General features: G+C 63.9%; 16 protein-coding genes. 9 read left to right on the top strand and 7 right to left on the bottom strand.

What is annotated here, in order from left to right; all coding sequences use genetic code 11:
* Positions 1-21: 21 nt before the first annotated feature.
* Positions 22-1,152: a metallophosphoesterase gene (locus P9236_RS17190; RefSeq protein WP_278075878.1), complete on the bottom strand. Its 1,131-nt coding sequence runs from the start codon at positions 1,150-1,152 to the stop codon at positions 22-24.
* 264 nt (positions 1,153-1,416) lie between these two features.
* On the opposite strand from P9236_RS17190, the gene P9236_RS17185 reads away from it, so the two are divergent.
* The gene (locus tag P9236_RS17185; protein WP_278075832.1) at positions 1,417-2,010 is read left to right on the top strand and encodes a hypothetical protein; all 594 of its coding nucleotides are present in this window, start codon (positions 1,417-1,419) and stop codon (positions 2,008-2,010) included.
* A gap of 61 nt (positions 2,011-2,071) precedes the next feature.
* Here P9236_RS17185 and P9236_RS17180 read toward each other — a convergent pair whose 3' ends face one another.
* Positions 2,072-2,731, bottom strand: a complete 660-nt coding sequence (locus tag P9236_RS17180; protein ID WP_278075831.1) for a TetR/AcrR family transcriptional regulator — start codon at positions 2,729-2,731, stop codon at positions 2,072-2,074.
* 248 nt (positions 2,732-2,979) lie between these two features.
* On the opposite strand from P9236_RS17180, the gene P9236_RS17175 reads away from it, so the two are divergent.
* Entirely contained in the window at positions 2,980-3,750 is a 771-nt protein-coding gene (locus P9236_RS17175) for an NIPSNAP family protein (protein ID WP_278075830.1), read from the top strand.
* Between the two features lie 66 nt (positions 3,751-3,816).
* Here P9236_RS17175 and P9236_RS17170 read toward each other — a convergent pair whose 3' ends face one another.
* Together P9236_RS17170 and P9236_RS17165 are read right to left on the bottom strand one after the other, a co-directional pair.
* Complete coding sequence (locus P9236_RS17170) at positions 3,817-4,296, bottom strand: sulfocyanin-like copper-binding protein (protein WP_278075829.1); 480 nt, start codon at positions 4,294-4,296, stop codon at positions 3,817-3,819.
* 179 nt (positions 4,297-4,475) lie between these two features.
* Positions 4,476-5,447, bottom strand: coding sequence for a LysR family transcriptional regulator (locus P9236_RS17165; protein ID WP_278075828.1), 972 nt, complete (start codon positions 5,445-5,447; stop codon positions 4,476-4,478).
* A 103-nt stretch (positions 5,448-5,550) separates the two neighbouring features.
* Here P9236_RS17165 and P9236_RS17160 point away from each other — a divergent pair, with 103 nt between their 5' ends.
* From P9236_RS17160 to P9236_RS17145, 4 genes are all read left to right on the top strand, one after another.
* The gene (locus tag P9236_RS17160) at positions 5,551-6,030 is read left to right on the top strand and encodes a cupin domain-containing protein (protein ID WP_278075827.1); all 480 of its coding nucleotides are present in this window, start codon (positions 5,551-5,553) and stop codon (positions 6,028-6,030) included.
* A 136-nt stretch (positions 6,031-6,166) separates the two neighbouring features.
* Positions 6,167-7,564 carry a class II fumarate hydratase gene (gene fumC / locus P9236_RS17155; protein ID WP_278075826.1) on the top strand — a complete coding sequence of 466 codons (1,398 nt, stop codon included), beginning with the start codon at positions 6,167-6,169 and terminating at the stop codon, positions 7,562-7,564.
* Positions 7,565-8,072: 508 nt separating this feature from the next.
* Entirely contained in the window at positions 8,073-8,495 is a 423-nt protein-coding gene (locus P9236_RS17150) for a DoxX family protein (RefSeq protein ID WP_278075825.1), read from the top strand.
* Between the two features lie 200 nt (positions 8,496-8,695).
* A complete protein-coding gene (locus tag P9236_RS17145; protein WP_278075824.1) occupies positions 8,696-9,118 on the top strand; it encodes a DoxX family protein in 423 nt (140 codons plus the stop codon).
* 22 nt (positions 9,119-9,140) lie between these two features.
* Here P9236_RS17145 and ppx read toward each other — a convergent pair whose 3' ends face one another.
* Complete coding sequence (gene ppx / locus P9236_RS17140; RefSeq protein WP_278075823.1) at positions 9,141-10,676, bottom strand: exopolyphosphatase; 1,536 nt, start codon at positions 10,674-10,676, stop codon at positions 9,141-9,143.
* Entirely contained in the window at positions 10,673-12,868 is a 2,196-nt protein-coding gene (locus tag P9236_RS17135; RefSeq protein ID WP_278075822.1) for an RNA degradosome polyphosphate kinase, read from the bottom strand. Before P9236_RS17135 ends, ppx begins: the two co-directional genes overlap by 4 nt.
* A 237-nt stretch (positions 12,869-13,105) precedes the next feature.
* On the opposite strand from P9236_RS17135, the gene P9236_RS17130 reads away from it, so the two are divergent.
* The 3 genes from P9236_RS17130 to P9236_RS17120 all read left to right on the top strand — a co-directional run bounded on the left by P9236_RS17130 (position 13,106) and on the right by P9236_RS17120 (position 15,738).
* Positions 13,106-13,351, top strand: coding sequence for a zinc-finger domain-containing protein (locus P9236_RS17130; RefSeq protein WP_278075821.1), 246 nt, complete (start codon positions 13,106-13,108; stop codon positions 13,349-13,351).
* A 28-nt stretch (positions 13,352-13,379) separates the two neighbouring features.
* Positions 13,380-14,600, top strand: a complete 1,221-nt coding sequence (locus tag P9236_RS17125; RefSeq protein ID WP_278075820.1) for an FAD-dependent monooxygenase — start codon at positions 13,380-13,382, stop codon at positions 14,598-14,600.
* Positions 14,601-14,977: 377 nt separating this feature from the next.
* Positions 14,978-15,738, top strand: a protein-coding gene (locus P9236_RS17120; protein ID WP_278075819.1) for an IS5 family transposase whose coding sequence is annotated in 2 segments (ribosomal slippage) — positions 14,978-15,317 and positions 15,317-15,738 — 762 coding nt in all. Because the reading frame shifts where the segments join, the coding sequence is not laid out codon by codon here.
* Between the two features lie 163 nt (positions 15,739-15,901).
* On the opposite strand, the gene P9236_RS17115 is transcribed toward P9236_RS17120, so the two are convergent.
* Positions 15,902-16,705 carry an amino acid ABC transporter ATP-binding protein gene (locus P9236_RS17115; RefSeq protein ID WP_059186423.1) on the bottom strand — a complete coding sequence of 268 codons (804 nt, stop codon included), beginning with the start codon at positions 16,703-16,705 and terminating at the stop codon, positions 15,902-15,904.
* Between the last annotated feature and the right edge of the window lie 8 nt (positions 16,706-16,713).

Here is a 16,713-nt window from a genome sequence, read left to right as displayed (position 1 = left end):
GCCGCCTCCAGGCGGCCTTTTTCATGCCTCGAACTGCTTGGAGAACGCATTGGTGAAGGCGACCTCGCCATGGTCACCGGCCGCCTCGCCCAGTACGACATCGAGGTTGTCATCGGTCACCCGCGCCAGCGCGAAGCCGCCCATATAGGCGGCCTTCGGCTTGATGAGGTCCAACCCGTCGCGCTGGTAGATCATCGGCACCTCGTGCTGATGGCCGTGGAAGATGGCAATCACATTGTAGCCTTTCAGCACGCCGACCAGCGCCTGGCGGTCGGCCTCGCCCCACCAATGCGGGCGGCCGATGCCGTCGTCGTCATAAGCGCGTTTTGCCGGATCCCAGCGCTCAATCGAGAAGGGGTCCCAGCCGTAATGCTGGAACAGGATCACCGGGCGGCCGTCGGCGGCATAGGTCGCCAAATCCTGCTTCAACCAAGGCAGGCTGCTCAGCGCGCCATGGCCGGTATCGCCGGCGAAGCGATGCGTCTGGACGAGGTGCAGGCCGCCCCAGTCCCAGGAATAGCAGTCGGTGTCGACGTCATAGTTCGTCGCCGGCACCGGCGGCTTGAAGAAGACGCCTGGGCGATGGTTGACCTCGACATAGTCGCGCATCTCGCGACGGTACCAGTCGACATGGCGCTTCGGTCCATTCTGGTCGAGATCGTGATTGCCGAGCCCGACATAGACCGCAATGTGAACGCGATCCGGCCCGATGCCTTGCTGGTAGCGCTGGCTGAACTGCAGGAGTTGCGTGCCCTCGCTCGGCTGGGTGATCTGGCCGCCGCCGTCGTCGGTGATGTCACCGCCGGTGACGAGGCCGAGCGGCGTGCCGATGCGCCTGCCTGCCGAATGCAGGCCGGTGGCGGCGCCGCTGATCTCGACCGGCCACTCTTTGTCCTCGATTGCGTTCAGCGCCGCCACATTGCGCAGCAGCGCGGCGTCGGTCTTGCCTTCCTGCTCGCAATGTGGGTTCAGCTTGCGCGCCATGCGGCAGGCATGGATGTCGGCGATGAACAGGAAGGTCGAGTCGATCGGCTGGATGCGCCGGCCGGTCTGGGCGAGAGCCGCGCGCGGCAAGCCGGCGGCCATGGCGATGCCTCCCATCCGCATGAGGAAAGCGCGGCGCGAGGTGGTTGCTGGCAAGCGGCGATTCATCGTCACACGATTGAACATCGCCGATCACGCTTCGTCCAGTTTTGCCCTCCGGTTTTGCCGCTAGGAGCTTTTCATGCCAGGGCATGAAAAGCTCCTAAAGCGCCTCGCGATCTTTCAGATCGCTCCATCGCTTAGGTCTCCGATTTTACGCATGTCCTTGTCCCGAAATCGGTTCCCACTTTCGGGAGACATGCTTTAGGTCGACAGGGCAGCCGCGGTCTGGCATTGCTCACCAGGCAACCAGGGCGGGCAGAGGAGGACGCCATGAAGACCACCACGATCGGCTTCGTGTTTGCCATGCTGGCGCTGGCCGGTTCCGCCAAAGCAGCCGACTGCGTCGACGCCAATGCCGCCAAGGCCGGCTTCGTGCTGGAGAAACCCGGCATCCGCAGCGAGTTCCGGCCGGCGCCGGGCGGCATGGTCGCGGTCGTCAACGACTACCAGTCGCAATCGCCGCAGACGCAGTATCTCTATGCCGGGCTGATCGAGGTCTTTCGCGATAGCGACACCGGCCGACTGTCGATGATCCCGCTCGGCGACATCAAGAAGCTGTTTCCGCTGAAGGCCGGCGCCAAGAGCAAGACCGAGTTCGTGCGGCTCTCGGCGAAGAAGACGCCGAAGGGCACGGAAACGCTGGCGCTGAACGTCAAGGGCAGGGAAACCTACAAGCTCGGCGACTGCAAATACAACGTGCTGGCGGTAAACGAGACGATCGCCGGCGATTCCGGCGCGGTGGTCGACAGCTTCACCGCGCTCTATTCGCCGGATCTGCAGGCAGTGCTGGCGCGACGCTATGACGAAGGGAGCAACGCGCAGAGCGAGGTAGGATTCGAGACGATCAAGCCGCTGAAGGAGTGAGGTCTGGCCGCAGGGCGAGCAATGAGACGTCGGCAGACCCGGAGGGGTTGTCCCGCCAACTTCAGCGAATTGGCTGCCGTCGCAACACTCTGCGGCGTCGCTTCTCTGGCAATGCGCTCTGCGACGGCGACGACCCGGAACTCTCCAACCCCGCTAGACACTCCCGCAACACGCCAGCGTCCTGCGCCGTCTTGGCCATCGACATGGCGCCGGAGTAAGCCGCGACGGTCAGCGCCGCGAAGCGGTCCGGATCGGTCCCGCCCTCCCTGCCAATCCGCTGATCGTCCCGCACCTTGTCGGCGATCGCCTGCCGCCAGCCGGCGAAGATGGCGGCCAGCGCCAGACGGAAATCGGCGTCGGCGAGCGATAGTTCGTGCGCCAGGTTGTTGAGCGGGCAGCCGCGCACAAAGCCCTGCTGTTCGAGGTCCGCCGCCACCGCCTCGAACACGGTACGCACACCCTGGCGTGCCGAAGGCGCCGCCCGCAGCGGAGCGACCCAGGTTTCCTCGACCGCTGCCGCCACGCGTTCCTCGATCACCGCCAGCGCCAGCGCCTTCTTGGTCGGGAAATGATGATGCAGCGCACCGCCGGTGACGCCGGCCGCCGCCATCAGGTCGCCGAGGCTGGAAGCGTGATAGCCGCGCGCCTGGAAGGAGTCTTCCGCCACGTCGAGCACGCGGCGGCGCATGCCCTCGGGATCGTTGGTGCGTTTTTTGCGCATTGCCATCTCCTCCTGCTCCCCTGTGGGCCCCTGTGGGAGAAGGTGCCTGAACGAAGTGAAGGCGGATGAGTAGTGCTCCAGCTTGGCAAGGATAGCGACCCGCCCAGCACCCTTATCCGTCTCAGCGCTGAGCGCCAATCCACCTTCTCCCAAAGGGGGAGAAGGGAAAGGAACGATAGCAGATTGACAAAACAGGACAACCGGTTTGTTTTGCGAAACAGGACAAACACCCTGTTTTGGAGTCGACAATGAATCTTGCTCGAAATGCCGCTCGCCTTGCATCGCCGGTCGTCGAACTCCGGCAATACACTCTCAAGCCCGGCCAGCGCGAAACGCTGATTGCGCTGTTCGACCGGGAGTTCGTCGAGACGCAGGAGGCGACCGGCATGACGGTCATCGGCCAGTTTCGCGACCTCGACCGCCCCGACATGTTCGTCTGGCTGCGCGGCTTCGAGGACATGGAGACCAGGAAGAACGCGCTCACCGCCTTCTACGAAGGCCCGGTCTGGGCCGAGCATCGCGACGCCGCCAATGCGACGATGATCGATTCCGACGACGTGCTGCTGCTGAAACCGGCATGGCGGGGTGCGGGCCTCGACCTGTCAGGGTTGCAGCGGCCGAGCGTCATGGAAGCCGGAAAACCAAGCCAGGATGCCGGATTAGCCGGAATCGTTGAGATTTCGATTCATCATATGCGCGCAGGCACCGAGGCCAGCTTCGCGGAACGTTTCCGGACGGAGGCGGTTCCGCAGCTCGCGGCAAATGGCGCGCGGCTGCTCGGCGCCTTCGTCAGCGAGCATGCCGAGAACACTTTTTCACGCCTGCCGGTGCGGGTCGGCGAAAATGTCTTCGTCGCCGTCACCGGTTTCGACGACGAAGCGGCGCACGCCCGATGCCAGGCCGCCCTCGCCGGTTTGCCGGCATGGCAGGATCTGCGGAAAGCTTTGGAGCCGGCCCTGAGGAAGCCAGCCCAGGTGCTTCTGCTTTCGCCGACATCACGGTCACTGCTCGGCCGGTGATCCCTTTCAGGAAGGCAGCCTGCCGACGGATGCGCGAGGCAGGCCACCTCAACGCCGGTTCGGCTGCTACGGCTTGACGGTAAGCTCGGTCCACATGCCCGTGGCGAAGTGGCCGGGGACATTGCAGATGAGCACGTATTTGCCGGGTTTCAGGTTCACGGTAAGCGTGCCCGAGGCGCCCGGGTCGAGTTCGGAAACCTCTCCCTTGTCGCCGGCCTTGTCCTCATCGACCCGGTTCTCGGCATCAATATAGGGAAGCGGGTCCTTGGGATTCGCTCGATACATCACGATCATTTCGTGGATGGTATCCTTGGACGTATTCTTCACCTTGAACGTGATCTTGCCGGCCTTCACCGTCGCGGGCTTGGCCGTCATCCCCATGGTTGCCTTCGACATGTCGAGATTTGGCGTTCCATAGGCGAAGCCGGTAGTCATGGGCGTGTTCGCCCCTTTGTCCCACAACGAAACCTCAACGGTGCTGGCGGCCTGGGCCGTAGCAGCCATCGCAACAACCGCGGCAAACCCCAGTGCCGCACTCTTCACCATCGTCCTCACAGCGAAATCCTCCCGGCAGGCACCGATGGAACCGACACCGGCAATCGACCGCTTAAGGGCCGTGAAACCAACGAGCAGCCCAACGGTGGCCTAATAGTTGCACCTACGGCCAAACTCAGCCTTGCGCTGGATCAAACACCGGGCGACGGCGGCTATACCGCGAATGAGGCCTAAGCCCGCGAGCCGCGGTCTTCGGTGTTGCCCCACTCCTTGAATCCGAGCTGGCTGACCTCGGCGAGGATCTGCTCTCGGATCCAGCGATGCGGCGGCTCGTCGTCGTGGCGGGCGTGCCAGTACATCCTGACTTCCGGCACGGCGATGCCGAGCGGCGGCTCGTAGAGCATGATCGGCAGGCTCCTGGCCGCGGAGACCGCGAATTGCCTGGGGACTGCGGCGATGTAGTTCCCGCTGGCCACCGCCAGCACGACAGCCTGGAAATGCGGCAAGGCAAGGCTCACTCGGCGCTTTCGCCCGATCCTGTCGAGCGCCTCGTCGGTGGAGCCCGACATCGAACCGTCGATGGACCGGAGAACATGAGGCAGATCGCAGAACAGATCCATCGGTAGAACTCCGCCATCCGCGATCCCGGCCTGCCCGACCGCGGCGTTGTCCTTTGCGGCAATGATCACGAACGGCGAATGGAACAAAGGCGTACTAGAGACCCAATCGGCAACCTCCAGCGGACGTTCGAGCGCGGCGTCGATCTCATCCTCCTGCAGCAGCTTCGAAACGTCGCCGCGCGCGCTGTCCAGAAATCGCAGCGACACGGCCGGCGCCATCGCCGCGATGCGCGCGGCAAAGGGCGGCATCAAGAGCATGGAGAAGAAATCCGCGCCCATGAAAGTGAAGGTCCGTTCCAGTCTCGCCGGATCGAAGTCCTTCGCCGGCTGGAAGGCACGCTCGATCTCGCGCAGCGCCGCTCGCACCGGCCCGGCCAAGCTTTCGGCACGCGGGGTGGGCACCATGTCGTTGCCGCGGCGGACGAAAAGCTGGTCGTTCAGCGCGTGGCGCAGTCGGTTGAGCGCGGCACTCACGGCAGGCTGGCTGAGGCCGATCTGTTCGCCGGCGCGCGTCACGCTTTTTTCGCGCAAAAGCGCGTCGAGCACCCTCACCAGGTTGAGATCGAGCGCATTCAAATTCATCGCATCAATTCAGCCCATACGATCATTCGATTTCCGTCGCCCGCCCCTCCCTGGTTATGTCGCTCAGACGCCGCTTGGCGGTCCAACACAAGGCAGAGACAGCATGACAATGATCAACAGCGCCATCGCAGGCAAGGAACTCCTTTGGTTCAACAACACGCTCGTCGCCGTCCAGGTTTCGTCGGCTGACGGCGAGGACGGCATCTGCGTCATTGAGCACCGGCTGCCTTACGGCGATTCCCCGCCGCTGCATGTGCACAGGAACGAGGACGAGGTGTTTCACATACTGGAAGGACGCATGCGCTTCGTCATCGACGGCCGCGAGCGGATCGCCAGCGTCGGCGGAACGATCATCGCCCCGAAAGGGCTGCCGCACACATATCGGGTCGAGTCCCCGGACGGCGCGCATACGCTTACGGTCACGCGCGGTTCGGATTTCGAGACTATGGTTCGCCAGGCAAGCCGGCCGGCAGAACGGCCCGAACTGCCGCAGCCGACGGTGCCGACGCCCGAGATGATCGCGACGCTGACGAGCCTTTGCGCGGAAAACGGCATCGATCTCGTCGGGCCACCGCTGGGGTGAGAGCCGATCCTCCCCCTTGTTGGAGAGATCAGCCAGCCTTCAAACCGATTTGCATTCCCCTCGCCTTCAATCTCCGCTTGATGCCATTTGTGCAACGCGATACGCCCTTGCGCAAATCGACAACCGGAGACTTGCCGTGGGCGCTGAAACGACCAGAACCGAAACCGATACATTCGGTCCCATCGAGGTGGCGTCCGGCCGCTACTGGGGCGCGCAGGCGCAGCGTTCGCTGGGCAATTTCAAGATCGGCTGGGAAAAGCAGCCCGCCTCCATCGTGCGCGCGCTCGGCATCGTCAAGCGCGCGGCAGCCGAGGTGAACATGGAGATGAAGCGGCTCGACCCGGTTATCGGCAAGGCGATCGTGGACGCCGCGCAGGAAGTGATCGACGGCAAGCTCGACGAGCACTTCCCACTGGTCGTCTGGCAGACGGGTTCCGGCACGCAGTCCAACATGAACGCCAATGAGGTGATCTCCAACCGGGCGATCGAAATGCTCGGCGGCGTGATGGGCACCAAGAAGCCGGTGCATCCGAACGACCACGTCAATATGAGCCAGTCGTCGAACGACACCTACCCGACGGCCATGCACATCGCCTGCGCCGAGCGGGTCGCGCATCATCTGATCCCGGCGCTCCACCACCTGCACAAGGCGCTCGACGCCAAGGCCCGCGCCTTCAACCACATCATCAAGATCGGCCGCACCCACACGCAGGACGCCACGCCGCTGACGCTTGGCCAGGAATTCTCGGGCTATGCCGCTCAGGTCGCCTCCTCGATCAAGCGCATCGAGCAGACGCTGCCCGGCCTGCAGGAGCTGGCGCAGGGCGGCACCGCTGTCGGCACCGGCCTCAACGCGCCTGTGGGTTTTGCGGAAAAGGTCGCGGACCGGATCGCCGCCATCACCGGCATTTCGTTCGTCACCGCACCGAACAAGTTCGAGGCGCTGGCGGCACATGATTCCATGGTGTTCTCGCATGGCGCGATCAACGCGGCCGCCGCCGCACTCTTCAAGATCGCCAACGATATCCGCCTGCTCGGCTCCGGCCCGCGCTCGGGCCTCGGCGAGCTCTCGCTGCCGGAAAACGAGCCCGGCTCCTCGATCATGCCCGGCAAGGTCAACCCGACACAGTGCGAGGCACTGACACAGGTCTGCGTGCAGGTGTTCGGCAACAATGCCGCGCTCACCTTTGCCGGCAGCCAGGGCCATTTCGAGCTCAACGTCTACAACCCGCTGATGGCCTACAATTTCCTGCAGTCGGTGCAGCTGCTCGCTGACGCTTGCGTTTCCTTCACCGACAATTGCGTGGTCGGCATCGAGGCGCGGGAAGACAACATCAAGGCGGCGCTCGAGCGCTCGCTGATGCTGGTGACGGCGCTCGCCCCCAGCATCGGCTATGACAACGCCGCCAAGATCGCCAAGACCGCGCACAAGAACGGCACCACGCTGCGCGAGGAGGCTCTTGCCACCGGGCTGGTCAGCGAAGCCGACTACGACCGGCTGGTGCGGCCCGAGGACATGACGCATCCGGGGTAGTTTGCTCGACGCAGCAAATCGCAGACGTTCGCGATTGGCCGAGCCGCCTCAATGTCGTCATCCCAGGGCGAAGCAGGAGCGAAGCTCCGTCGCGAAGACCCTGGGATCCATGCCATTACCTGGATCAAAGGCGCGACGGAGCAAAAATTCTGAACCGTAGCAAAGCGTTAAGGGCACGGAATGGATCCTCGGGTCTTCGCCGCGTCGCTTCGCCCCTTGCTTCGCCCGTGGATGACGAAGCGAGGGACGTTTCGGCCAATCTCCAAGGATGCGACTCCCCAACGCAAGCACGATGCGACCGCCGCCAATTGCCCGTGCTGGGAAGCAAGGCATTTTGGCCGCGGGAAAATTTCCTCCCGGGGGCGAAGTCCCGCGACATGAATTTCGCGTCGGCGGCGAAAACCTTAGAACATAAAATCTGTGAACGATGTGTCGCCACATAAGCGGCTTTGGTGAACAGTCTCCATCGTCTATCTGACAGGGCATTCAACCCGCTCGGAGACTCGCCATGTCCATCAACACTTCTACCGCCGGCGCCGGCACCGCGTCCAACAGTTCCGTCACGATCCTGCTCGGCCGCATCCTGCTCGCCGTCATCTTCCTGCTTTCCGGCTTCGGCAAGCTGACCGCCATTTCAGGCACTGCCGGCTACTTCGGCGCCCTCGGCCTGCCTCTGCCGACCGTGACGGCCGTTGTCGTCGGCCTGATCGAGCTGCTCGGCGGGCTTGCCATCCTCGTTGGCTTCCAGACCCGCGTCGCCGCCTGGGTGCTCGCCATCTTCACGATCGCCACCGGGCTGGTCGCTCACACCGGCTGGGCCGACCAGATGCAGATGATCCAGTTCCTCAAGAACCTCGCCATCACCGGCGGCTTCATCCTGCTCGCCTCCTCGGGCGCCGGTGCCTACTCGATCGACGCCAAGCGCGGCTGAAGGTTTTGCTTGACGCAATTCCGAACGGAAGGCGACGGCGAAGTCGCCGCGCCTAACCGCTTCACACTTTCCTGGAATTGCTTGGCCCTCCCCGGCCTGAAATGAAGGCGGCGCGTAATTTTCCGCGCCGCTTTTTCGTTCTCCGGGGCAGGCGTAGACTGCGCCCGCAGCCGGCATGACGCCGGCAAGGGAGGTGGCAAATGCCCCGCAACGCACTGCTTCTCATCTCGCGGCTCCTGCTTGCCGGGCTTTTCGTGCCTTCCGGCTTCCAGGCGCTCACCAAGATCGCCGGCACGACGAGCTATTTCGCCGGCCTCGGCCTGCCGCTGCCGACTTTAGCCGCCTGGGGCACCGGCCTGTTCGAGCTGATCGCCGGATTGCTGATCCTGATCGGCTTCCAGACGCGGATCGCAGCACTTCTGCTTGCCGCCTTCTGCATCGTCGCCGGCTTCATCGGCCATTACGGCCAGGGCGCCGACGACGCGACGCTCGCCTTCTTGCACCAGCAGATGCTGATGAAGGACGTCGCGATTGCCGGAGGATTCCTGGCGCTCGCCATGGCCGGCGCGGGTGCATGGTCGGCGGACGGGCGCGGCTTTGGTATCGGCGCCGAGGTCACTTGATCCGCTACTTTACCGACACGCCCTATTTCACCGACACGCTCGGACCGCCTTCGACGGCCAGCACCAGGCGGCGGTTGGTGATGCGCGCCAGCTGCGCCAGCCGGCCGGCCGGACGCTCGCCATAGAGGTCGGCAAGCGAAGCCGGCAGCACGAGCGCCAGCGCGCCGTTGCCGCGGCTTTCCCATTTCAGCCGGGGCATCACGCCCGGCATTGCCGCCGTCAGCAGATAGATGACGCGCATCATCGCCGCCAGCACGCGGGCGCGCTCGAGCATGCGCGGCGGCGCCAGCGCCTTGATCTCCGGCGCGATGCCGTCGTTGAAGATACCATCATGGCGATAGGCGCTGGCCAAGGCCAGATAGGCGCGGCCAGGATGGTCGACGCCGATGAAGGAGGCATGCGCGATGATGTTGAGCGACTGCCTGCCGCGATATTCGGGATGCGCGCGCCAGCCGATATCGGCGAGCAGGCAGGCGGCATGGCGATAGCGCGCCTCGTCCACAGTCTCGTCAATGCCGAAGGCCTTGAAGGCCTTGCCGGTCCATTCGACGAGGTCATGCGCATGATGGACCGAACGCGAACGCAGCACTGCCAGCTCTTCGGCCGCCGAGATCAGCGGATCGGCCTTCTGCTCGGCCACGTCGAGCAGCGAATAGAGGAAGCCCTCGCGCACGCCCTGCGCCGAGACGACGATCTTGGAGGGCTGCATCGCCGCCATGATCTCCTGCAGCACGACGGCGCCGTAAGGCAGAAGCGAGCGGCGGTTCTTGGAGACACCCTCGATGCCCCTGACTTTCTCGACCTCGCCCTTGGCCACCTGCCTGAGGAAATTCTGGGCACTGTCGGCGGCAATCTCGTAATGATGCATGACGCCGAGCGGGTAGTTGTTCATCTCCATGTGCAGCCGGGCGAGGTTTCGCCAGGTGCCGCCGACGGCATAGAAGACCCCGCCCTGCCCGCCCTTGAGCAACTTCGCCCGCGTCAGTTCCTGGCGCGCGATCTTCTGCGCCTGGACGAGCGAGTTCTTGGCCATGTCCTGCAGGCGCAGGCCGCCGAGCGGCAGCGTGATGCCGTCGCCGATCGCTTCGCCATTGATGTCGATCAGCTCAAGGCTGCCGCCGCCAAGGTCGCCGGCGATGCCGTTGGCCGGGTGGAAGCCGGAGATGATGCCGAGCGCCGAATAATGCGCCTCCTGGCGGCCGGAAAGCACGCGGATCTCGGTCTTCAGCACGTCCTCGGCGCGGTGGATGAAGTCCGGGCCGTTGATCGCCTCGCGCGCCGCCGCGGTCGCCAGCACATACATGTGCTCGGCGCCGGCCTGATCCGAAAGCGCTCGAAAACGGCGGAACTCCTCCATCGAGCGCGTCACCGCCTCTGGGTCGAGCTTGCCCGTCGAAACGATGCCGCGGCCGAGGCCGGCCAGCATCTTTTCGTTGAACAAAAGCGTCGGCGAGCGCGCCAGCCCTTCATAGACGACGAGGCGGATCGAGTTCGAGCCGATGTCGATGATCGACAGCGGCCGCCGGTCCTGGAGCCGGCCCTGGGAGACTGAAATCACGCGGCGGCGTTCTTCTTGCGGCGCTTGAACTGGGCGATGCGCCTTGGCGCATGCGATTTCAGCGCGTCACCCCGTCCGGAGAGGCTCGGATTGGTCATGAAATATTCCTGCGCATTGAACGGTTCCTCACCCTCCTCCAGCACGACGCGCCGGGAGGTGCCGTCAGCCAATACGTCGAAACTTTGCTGGTTGTCCATGACGTTGCCGAGCATGATCTGACCAAGCACCTGCTCATGCACAGTTGGATTGGTGATCGGCACCAGGGTTTCGACGCGGCGGTCGAGATTGCGCGGCATCATGTCGGCGGACGAGATGTAGACGATCGCTTCGTCGGACGGCAGGCCATGGCCGTTGCCGAAGCAGAAGATGCGGCTGTGCTCCAGGAAGCGGCCGACGATCGACTTCACCCTGATGTTCTCGGACAGGCCCGGCACCTGCGGCCGCAGGCAGCAGATGCCGCGCACGACGAGGTCGACCTCGACGCCGGAGCGGCTGGCGTCATAGAGCGCGTCGATGACGATCGGGTCGACCAGCGCGTTCATCTTCATCCAGATGCGGGCCGGCCGGCCCTCGCGCGCATGGGCGATCTCATCGGAGATGTGTTTCAGGATGCGGTTGCGCAGCGTGAAGGGCGACACGGCAAGGCGCATCTCTTCGGCCGGCTCGGCATAGCCGGTTATGAAATTGAAGATCTGCGCGACGTCGCGCGCGATCGTCGAATCGGTGGTGAAGAAGGATAGGTCGGTGTAGATGCGCGCCGTGACCGGATGATAGTTGCCGGTGCCGAGATGCACGTAGTTGCGCAACCTGCCGTCCTCGCGGCGCACGATGAGCGACATCTTGGCGTGGGTCTTCAACTCCAGGAAGCCGAAGACGACCTGGACGCCGGCGCGCTCGAGGTCGCGCGCCCAGCGGATGTTGGCCTCCTCGTCGAAGCGCGCCTTGAGTTCGACGAGCGCCGTCACCGACTTGCCGGCCTCGGCCGCGTCGATCAGCGCGCGCACGATCGGGCTGTCGTTCGAGGTACGGTAGAGCGTTTGCTTGATCGCCACCACTTCCGGATCCGCCGCCGCCTGGCGCAGGAACTGCACCACCACGTCGAAGGATTCGTAGGGGTGGTGGACGATGATGTCCTTCTCGCGGATAGCGGCCAGGCAGTCGCCGCCATGCTCGCGGATGCGCTCGGGGAAACGCGGATTGTAGGGCGTGAATTTGAGGTCGTCGCGCGGAATGGCGACGATCTCGGAGATCTGGTTGAGCGCCAGCGGACCGGTGAGCACACTGATACGGCTTGCCGAAACGCCGAGTTCGCCGGCGACGAACTCGCGCAACTCGGCCGGCATCAGCGTGTCGAATTCGATGCGGATCACGGACCCGCGACGACGGCGTTTCAGCGCCGTCTCGAACAGGCGCACGAGATCCTCCGACTCTTCCTCGACCTCGATATCGCTGTCGCGAATGATGCGGAACGTGCCGGAGCCCTTGACCTCATAGCCGGGGAACAGCTTGGAGATATAGATGCCGACCGCTTCCTCGAGCGGGATGAAGCGCACGTGGTGCTTGCGGTCGGGCAGACGGATGAAGCGCCGCAGCGCCACCGGCAGGCGCAGCAGCGCGCTCATCTCCTCGCCGTTCTTGCGGTGGCGCAACTGCAGCGCCATCGAGAAACCGAGATTGGGGATGAACGGGAACGGATGCGCCGGGTCGATGGACAGCGGGGTCAGCACCGGGAAGACCTGTTCCTGGAAATGCTCTTCCAGCCAGGCCTTCTCGTCCTTGCTGAGCGCGTCGCGGGTGATGCTCTCGATGCCTTCCTTGTTGAGCAGCTCCATCAAGGTCGACAGGCTCTTCTGCTGGTCTTCCTGCAGACGCTCGACCTCGCGCAGCAGCTGCTCGAGCTGTTGCTCGGGCGTGCGGCCGTCCGGACTCTTCAGCACAATGCCCTCGCGCACCTGGCCGGCGAGACCGGCGACGCGGACCATGAAGAACTCATCGAGATTGGCGGCCGAGATCGACAGGAAGCGGACGCGCTCGAGCAGCGGATGGCGCTCGTTCAGCGATTCCTCCAGCACGCGCCGGTTGAACTGCAGCCAGGAGAACTCGCGGTTGACGAAACGGTCGGGATTGCCGCCGTCGGGGCTTGCCGCCTCGACGGTGATGAATTCGCTCTGTACCGGCTTCAGTTCGTTCATGGTTCCTTGCCCGCAACCGTCCCTTTTGGAGCGCCATACACCGCCGGACGCGTGACCGACGCTCTAACATGCTTTCATGACGCATGATGTCACGGAATCGGTTGTTCCCCGAGGTCATGCGCTTAACCGGCTCAACTTATCCTCTGCCAGCCTTTTGCGACAGTTTCATTTCATCGATCTTGCAAACTGGCAGGTTATGATCCAGATGCAAACGGGTCCGAACTGAAGGAGACGACGATGGCAGGCGGTTCCATTCCCCATTTCCAGAACGATGCGGGCCATCCGGTCATCGACATCGGCGTCAAGGAATTCATGTGCACCGGCGCCAACCCGCCCTTCGACCATCCGCATGTGTTCCTCGACATGGGCGACGACAATGAGAAGGTCTGCCCCTACTGCTCGACGCTCTACCGCTATTCACCGAAGCTGAAGGCGACGGAAACAGAGCCTGCCGGCTGCCTCTATATCGACCAGGCCGCCTGACTAGCAGATCGCGGATGACTGCCAGATCATGACTGAAGCGCGGTCCCGGCAGGTCGTCATCGCCGGGGCTGGTGTCGCTGGGCTGACTGCGGCGCTCGCCTTTGCCGAACGCGGCTATGCCGTGACCGTGCTGGAACAGGCCAAGCAGCTCGAAGTGGTAGGCGCCGGGCTCCAGCTTTCCCCCAACGCAACCCGCATCCTGCGCCGGCTCGGCGTGCTCGAACGCTTGGCGGCGAGCGCCGTCAGGCCGGAAGCGGTGCTGCTGAAGGACGCCGCCACCTTGCGCGAGCTGGCGCGGGTACCGCTGGGCCAGGCTGGGGAGAACCGCTGGGGCGCGCCCTATCTGGTCGCGCATCGCGCCGATCTGCAAACGGCGCTGACAGCGCGGGTGGCCGAGCGGCCCGAAATCCAACTCATCACCGGCGCGCGGGTGACGGACATCACTGTCGAGCCGCAAAACATCGCCGTCACAGCCGAAACCGATGGTGGCAAGATTGAGATCGCCGGGGGACTGCTGATCGGCGCCGACGGCGTCTGGTCGACGGTTCGCAGGCAGCTTGCGGGCAAAGACTTGGCTTTCGGCAGAAACCGCTTCTCCGGCGAGCTGGCCTGGCGCGCCACGGTGGCGACGGAAAGCGCCGCCGGCCAGGCCTTTGCGGCGGTCGGCGCGAGCGACTGCGTCACCACCTTCCTGCATCCGGGCTTCCACATGGTCGCCTATCCGGTGAGCAGGGGCAGCGCCGTCAACCTGGCCGCCTTCACCAAGGGCGAGCGCATCGCGGAAGGCTGGTCCGGCCGTGCCGACCCCGCCATTCTTGCTGGCGCCATGCGCGGCACGTCGGCGGCGCTGGCGAGGCTTGCCGCGCTCGCCGGAGCATGGACAGCGTTTCCGATCCACACCGTCGAGCAACGGCGTTGGACGATGCCGGAGGGCATCGCGCTGATCGGCGATGCCGCGCATGCCATGACGCCGTTCGCGGCGCAGGGCGCGGCGATGGGAATTGAGGACGCCTCGATGCTCGCCAGCGTGATCGCAGCCAGCGATCCGAAGCAAAGCCTCACCACCTGGGAAAAGCTCAGGCGCCCGCGCATCGAGAAGGTGCTCGGGCGCGGCGCGCTCAACCGCCTCGCCTGGCATGCCTGGGGCCCGGTCGCGATCGCCCGCAACCTGGTGCTGGCGACGCGGCCGGCGGAAAAGCTCGCCGCGGATCTGGATTGGCTTTACGGGTGGGAGGAGCCTAGGTGGTGAGGCGGTAGGGGCTTTTAGTGGGTGGCCGACAAAATTGGATTGGCCGGCGGGACAGAGGGGGGTGTGAAGGAACGCGGCGTTCGCATTAGACGACATACCCGCGCGTATTAAGAATGAACTATGGCTAAGCTCATCCGACACACCATCGATCCCGCAAATCCGCCACCACTGACGGAAGCCAGAAAGCGGAAATCGCTGCACCGAAAGTGCGATCGGAGGGCGATGTCGATACGAGCGATATTCCTGAACTGACCGAAGAATTCTGGCAGAGGGCGTAGTTCGGCGCAGAGCGTACTAAGCGGTAGTGACGATTTAACGGGTTTGGGATTCCCAAGGAGGTGCAAATCGGATTCAACGCTGATTTTTGGAGATCGGCGATGGACTGCGATGCGCTTCGGGACGACCAGTGGGAACGGATCAAGGGTTTTGTGCCCGGCGGCACAAAGGGTAAGCGTGGGCCGCGCACGGATAACCGCAAGTTCCTGGACGCCCTGCTGTGGATGGCGCGTTCGGGAGGACGCTGGCGGGACCTGCCGGAGCGGCTTGGCGACTACCGTTCAGTGAAGCGGCGCTATTATCGCTGGATCGAGATGGGTGTGTTGGACGACATGCTCGAAACGTTGGCTCGCGAAGCTGACCTGGAGTGGCTGATGATCGACTCGACCATCGTGCGAGCGCACCAGCATGCCGCCGGTGCCCGCAAGGTCAAAGGGGGGCGCATGCCCAGGGCCTGGGCCGGTCTCGAGGCGGCCTGAGCACCAAAATCCACGCCGCAACCGAAGCTCTCGGCCTTCCCGTCCGCCTGATCGGCTCGCCCGGCCAGCGCAACGACATCGCCTTGGCCCATGACCTGATTGACGGTATCGACGCCGAAAACACCATCGCCGACAAAGGTTATGACGCCGACCATCTCGTCGACAGCATCGCCGAAAGCGGCACCGAGGTCGTTATCCCGCCCAAGCGCAACCGAAAGGTTCAACGCCCCTACGACGTCGACCTCTACAAGGAGCGCAACCGTATCGAGCGCTTCTTCAACAAGCTCAAGCAGTTCCGACGTGTCGCAACCCGATACGACAAGCTCCTCGCCAACTTCATGGGCTTCGTCAAACTCGCCGCTATCGCAATATGGCTAAGGTAGTTAAATCGTCACTACCGCCTAGGCCCGGAAAATCGGCACTCAGTTATACAAACGCATCGAAATCCCCAGCAAGACCAGCAGCGGACTCCACCAGCCGATCGCCCAAAAACAAGAAACCCGGGCGTTTCGCGGCCGGGCTTCTCAAAAATCGCTCTCCGATCGCTCAGTGCAGGATCTGCGACAGGAACAGTTTCGTGCGCTCATGGCGCGGATGGTCGAAGAACTCGGCCGGCGTGTTCTGCTCGACGATCTGACCTTGATCCATGAAGATGACGCGGTTGGCGACCTTGCGGGCAAAGCCCATCTCGTGGGTGACGCAAAGCATGGTCATGCCTTCCTCGGCCAGCCCCACCATCGTCTCCAGCACTTCCTTGATCATTTCGGGGTCGAGCGCCGAGGTCGGCTCGTCGAACAGCATGATGCGCGGGTTCATGCAGAGCGAGCGGGCGATCGCCACGCGCTGCTGCTGGCCGCCGGACAGCTGGCCGGGGTATTTGTTGGCCTGCTCCGGGATCTTGACGCGCTTCAGGAAATGCATGGCGATTTCCTCGGCCTGCTTCTTCGGCGTCTTGCGTACCCAGATCGGGGCCAGCGTGCAGTTCTCCAGGATGGTGAGGTGCGGGAACAGGTTGAAGTGCTGGAACACCATGCCGACCTCGCGGCGCACCTCGTCGATCTTCTTCAGGTCGTTGGTGAGTTCCTTGCCGTCGACGATGATCTTGCCCTTCTGGTGCTCTTCCAGCCGGTTGATGCAGCGGATCATGGTCGACTTGCCGGAGCCGGACGGGCCGCAGATGACGATGCGCTCGCCGCGCATCACCTTGAGGTTGATGTCCTTCAGCACATGGAACTCGCCATACCATTTGTGCATCCCGATGATGTCGATGGCGACATCGGTGGTCGAGATATGCATCTTCTTGGCGTCGACCTTGATGTCTTCGGCGCTGACGGCGTTTTCGGTGGCCATGGCCAATT

The organism is Mesorhizobium sp. WSM4884 (genome assembly GCF_029625675.1).
GTDB lineage: Bacteria > Pseudomonadota > Alphaproteobacteria > Rhizobiales > Rhizobiaceae > Mesorhizobium.
The sequence above is the reverse complement of the archived record's forward strand: the minus strand, read 5'-3'. Positions and strand labels throughout refer to the sequence as shown.

Excerpts from the sequence above, each read along its gene's own strand:
- P9236_RS17125 (WP_278075820.1), top strand. The coding sequence starts at position 13,380 with ATGACTGAAGCGCGGTCCCGGCAGGTCGTCATCGCCGGGGCTGGTGTC.
- P9236_RS17175 (WP_278075830.1), top strand. The coding sequence starts at position 2,980 with ATGAATCTTGCTCGAAATGCCGCTCGCCTTGCATCGCCGGTCGTCGAA.
- P9236_RS17165 (WP_278075828.1), bottom strand. The coding sequence starts at position 5,447 with ATGAATTTGAATGCGCTCGATCTCAACCTGGTGAGGGTGCTCGACGCG.
- P9236_RS17130 (WP_278075821.1), top strand. The coding sequence starts at position 13,106 with ATGGCAGGCGGTTCCATTCCCCATTTCCAGAACGATGCGGGCCATCCG.
- P9236_RS17115 (WP_059186423.1), bottom strand. The coding sequence starts at position 16,705 with ATGGCCACCGAAAACGCCGTCAGCGCCGAAGACATCAAGGTCGACGCC.
- P9236_RS17170 (WP_278075829.1), bottom strand. The coding sequence starts at position 4,296 with ATGGTGAAGAGTGCGGCACTGGGGTTTGCCGCGGTTGTTGCGATGGCT.
- P9236_RS17190 (WP_278075878.1), bottom strand. The coding sequence starts at position 1,152 with ATGAATCGCCGCTTGCCAGCAACCACCTCGCGCCGCGCTTTCCTCATG.
- P9236_RS17180 (WP_278075831.1), bottom strand. The coding sequence starts at position 2,731 with ATGCGCAAAAAACGCACCAACGATCCCGAGGGCATGCGCCGCCGCGTG.
- P9236_RS17185 (WP_278075832.1), top strand. The coding sequence starts at position 1,417 with ATGAAGACCACCACGATCGGCTTCGTGTTTGCCATGCTGGCGCTGGCC.
- P9236_RS17150 (WP_278075825.1), top strand. The coding sequence starts at position 8,073 with ATGTCCATCAACACTTCTACCGCCGGCGCCGGCACCGCGTCCAACAGT.
- P9236_RS17135 (WP_278075822.1), bottom strand. The coding sequence starts at position 12,868 with ATGAACGAACTGAAGCCGGTACAGAGCGAATTCATCACCGTCGAGGCG.
- P9236_RS17145 (WP_278075824.1), top strand. The coding sequence starts at position 8,696 with ATGCCCCGCAACGCACTGCTTCTCATCTCGCGGCTCCTGCTTGCCGGG.
- P9236_RS17160 (WP_278075827.1), top strand. The coding sequence starts at position 5,551 with ATGACAATGATCAACAGCGCCATCGCAGGCAAGGAACTCCTTTGGTTC.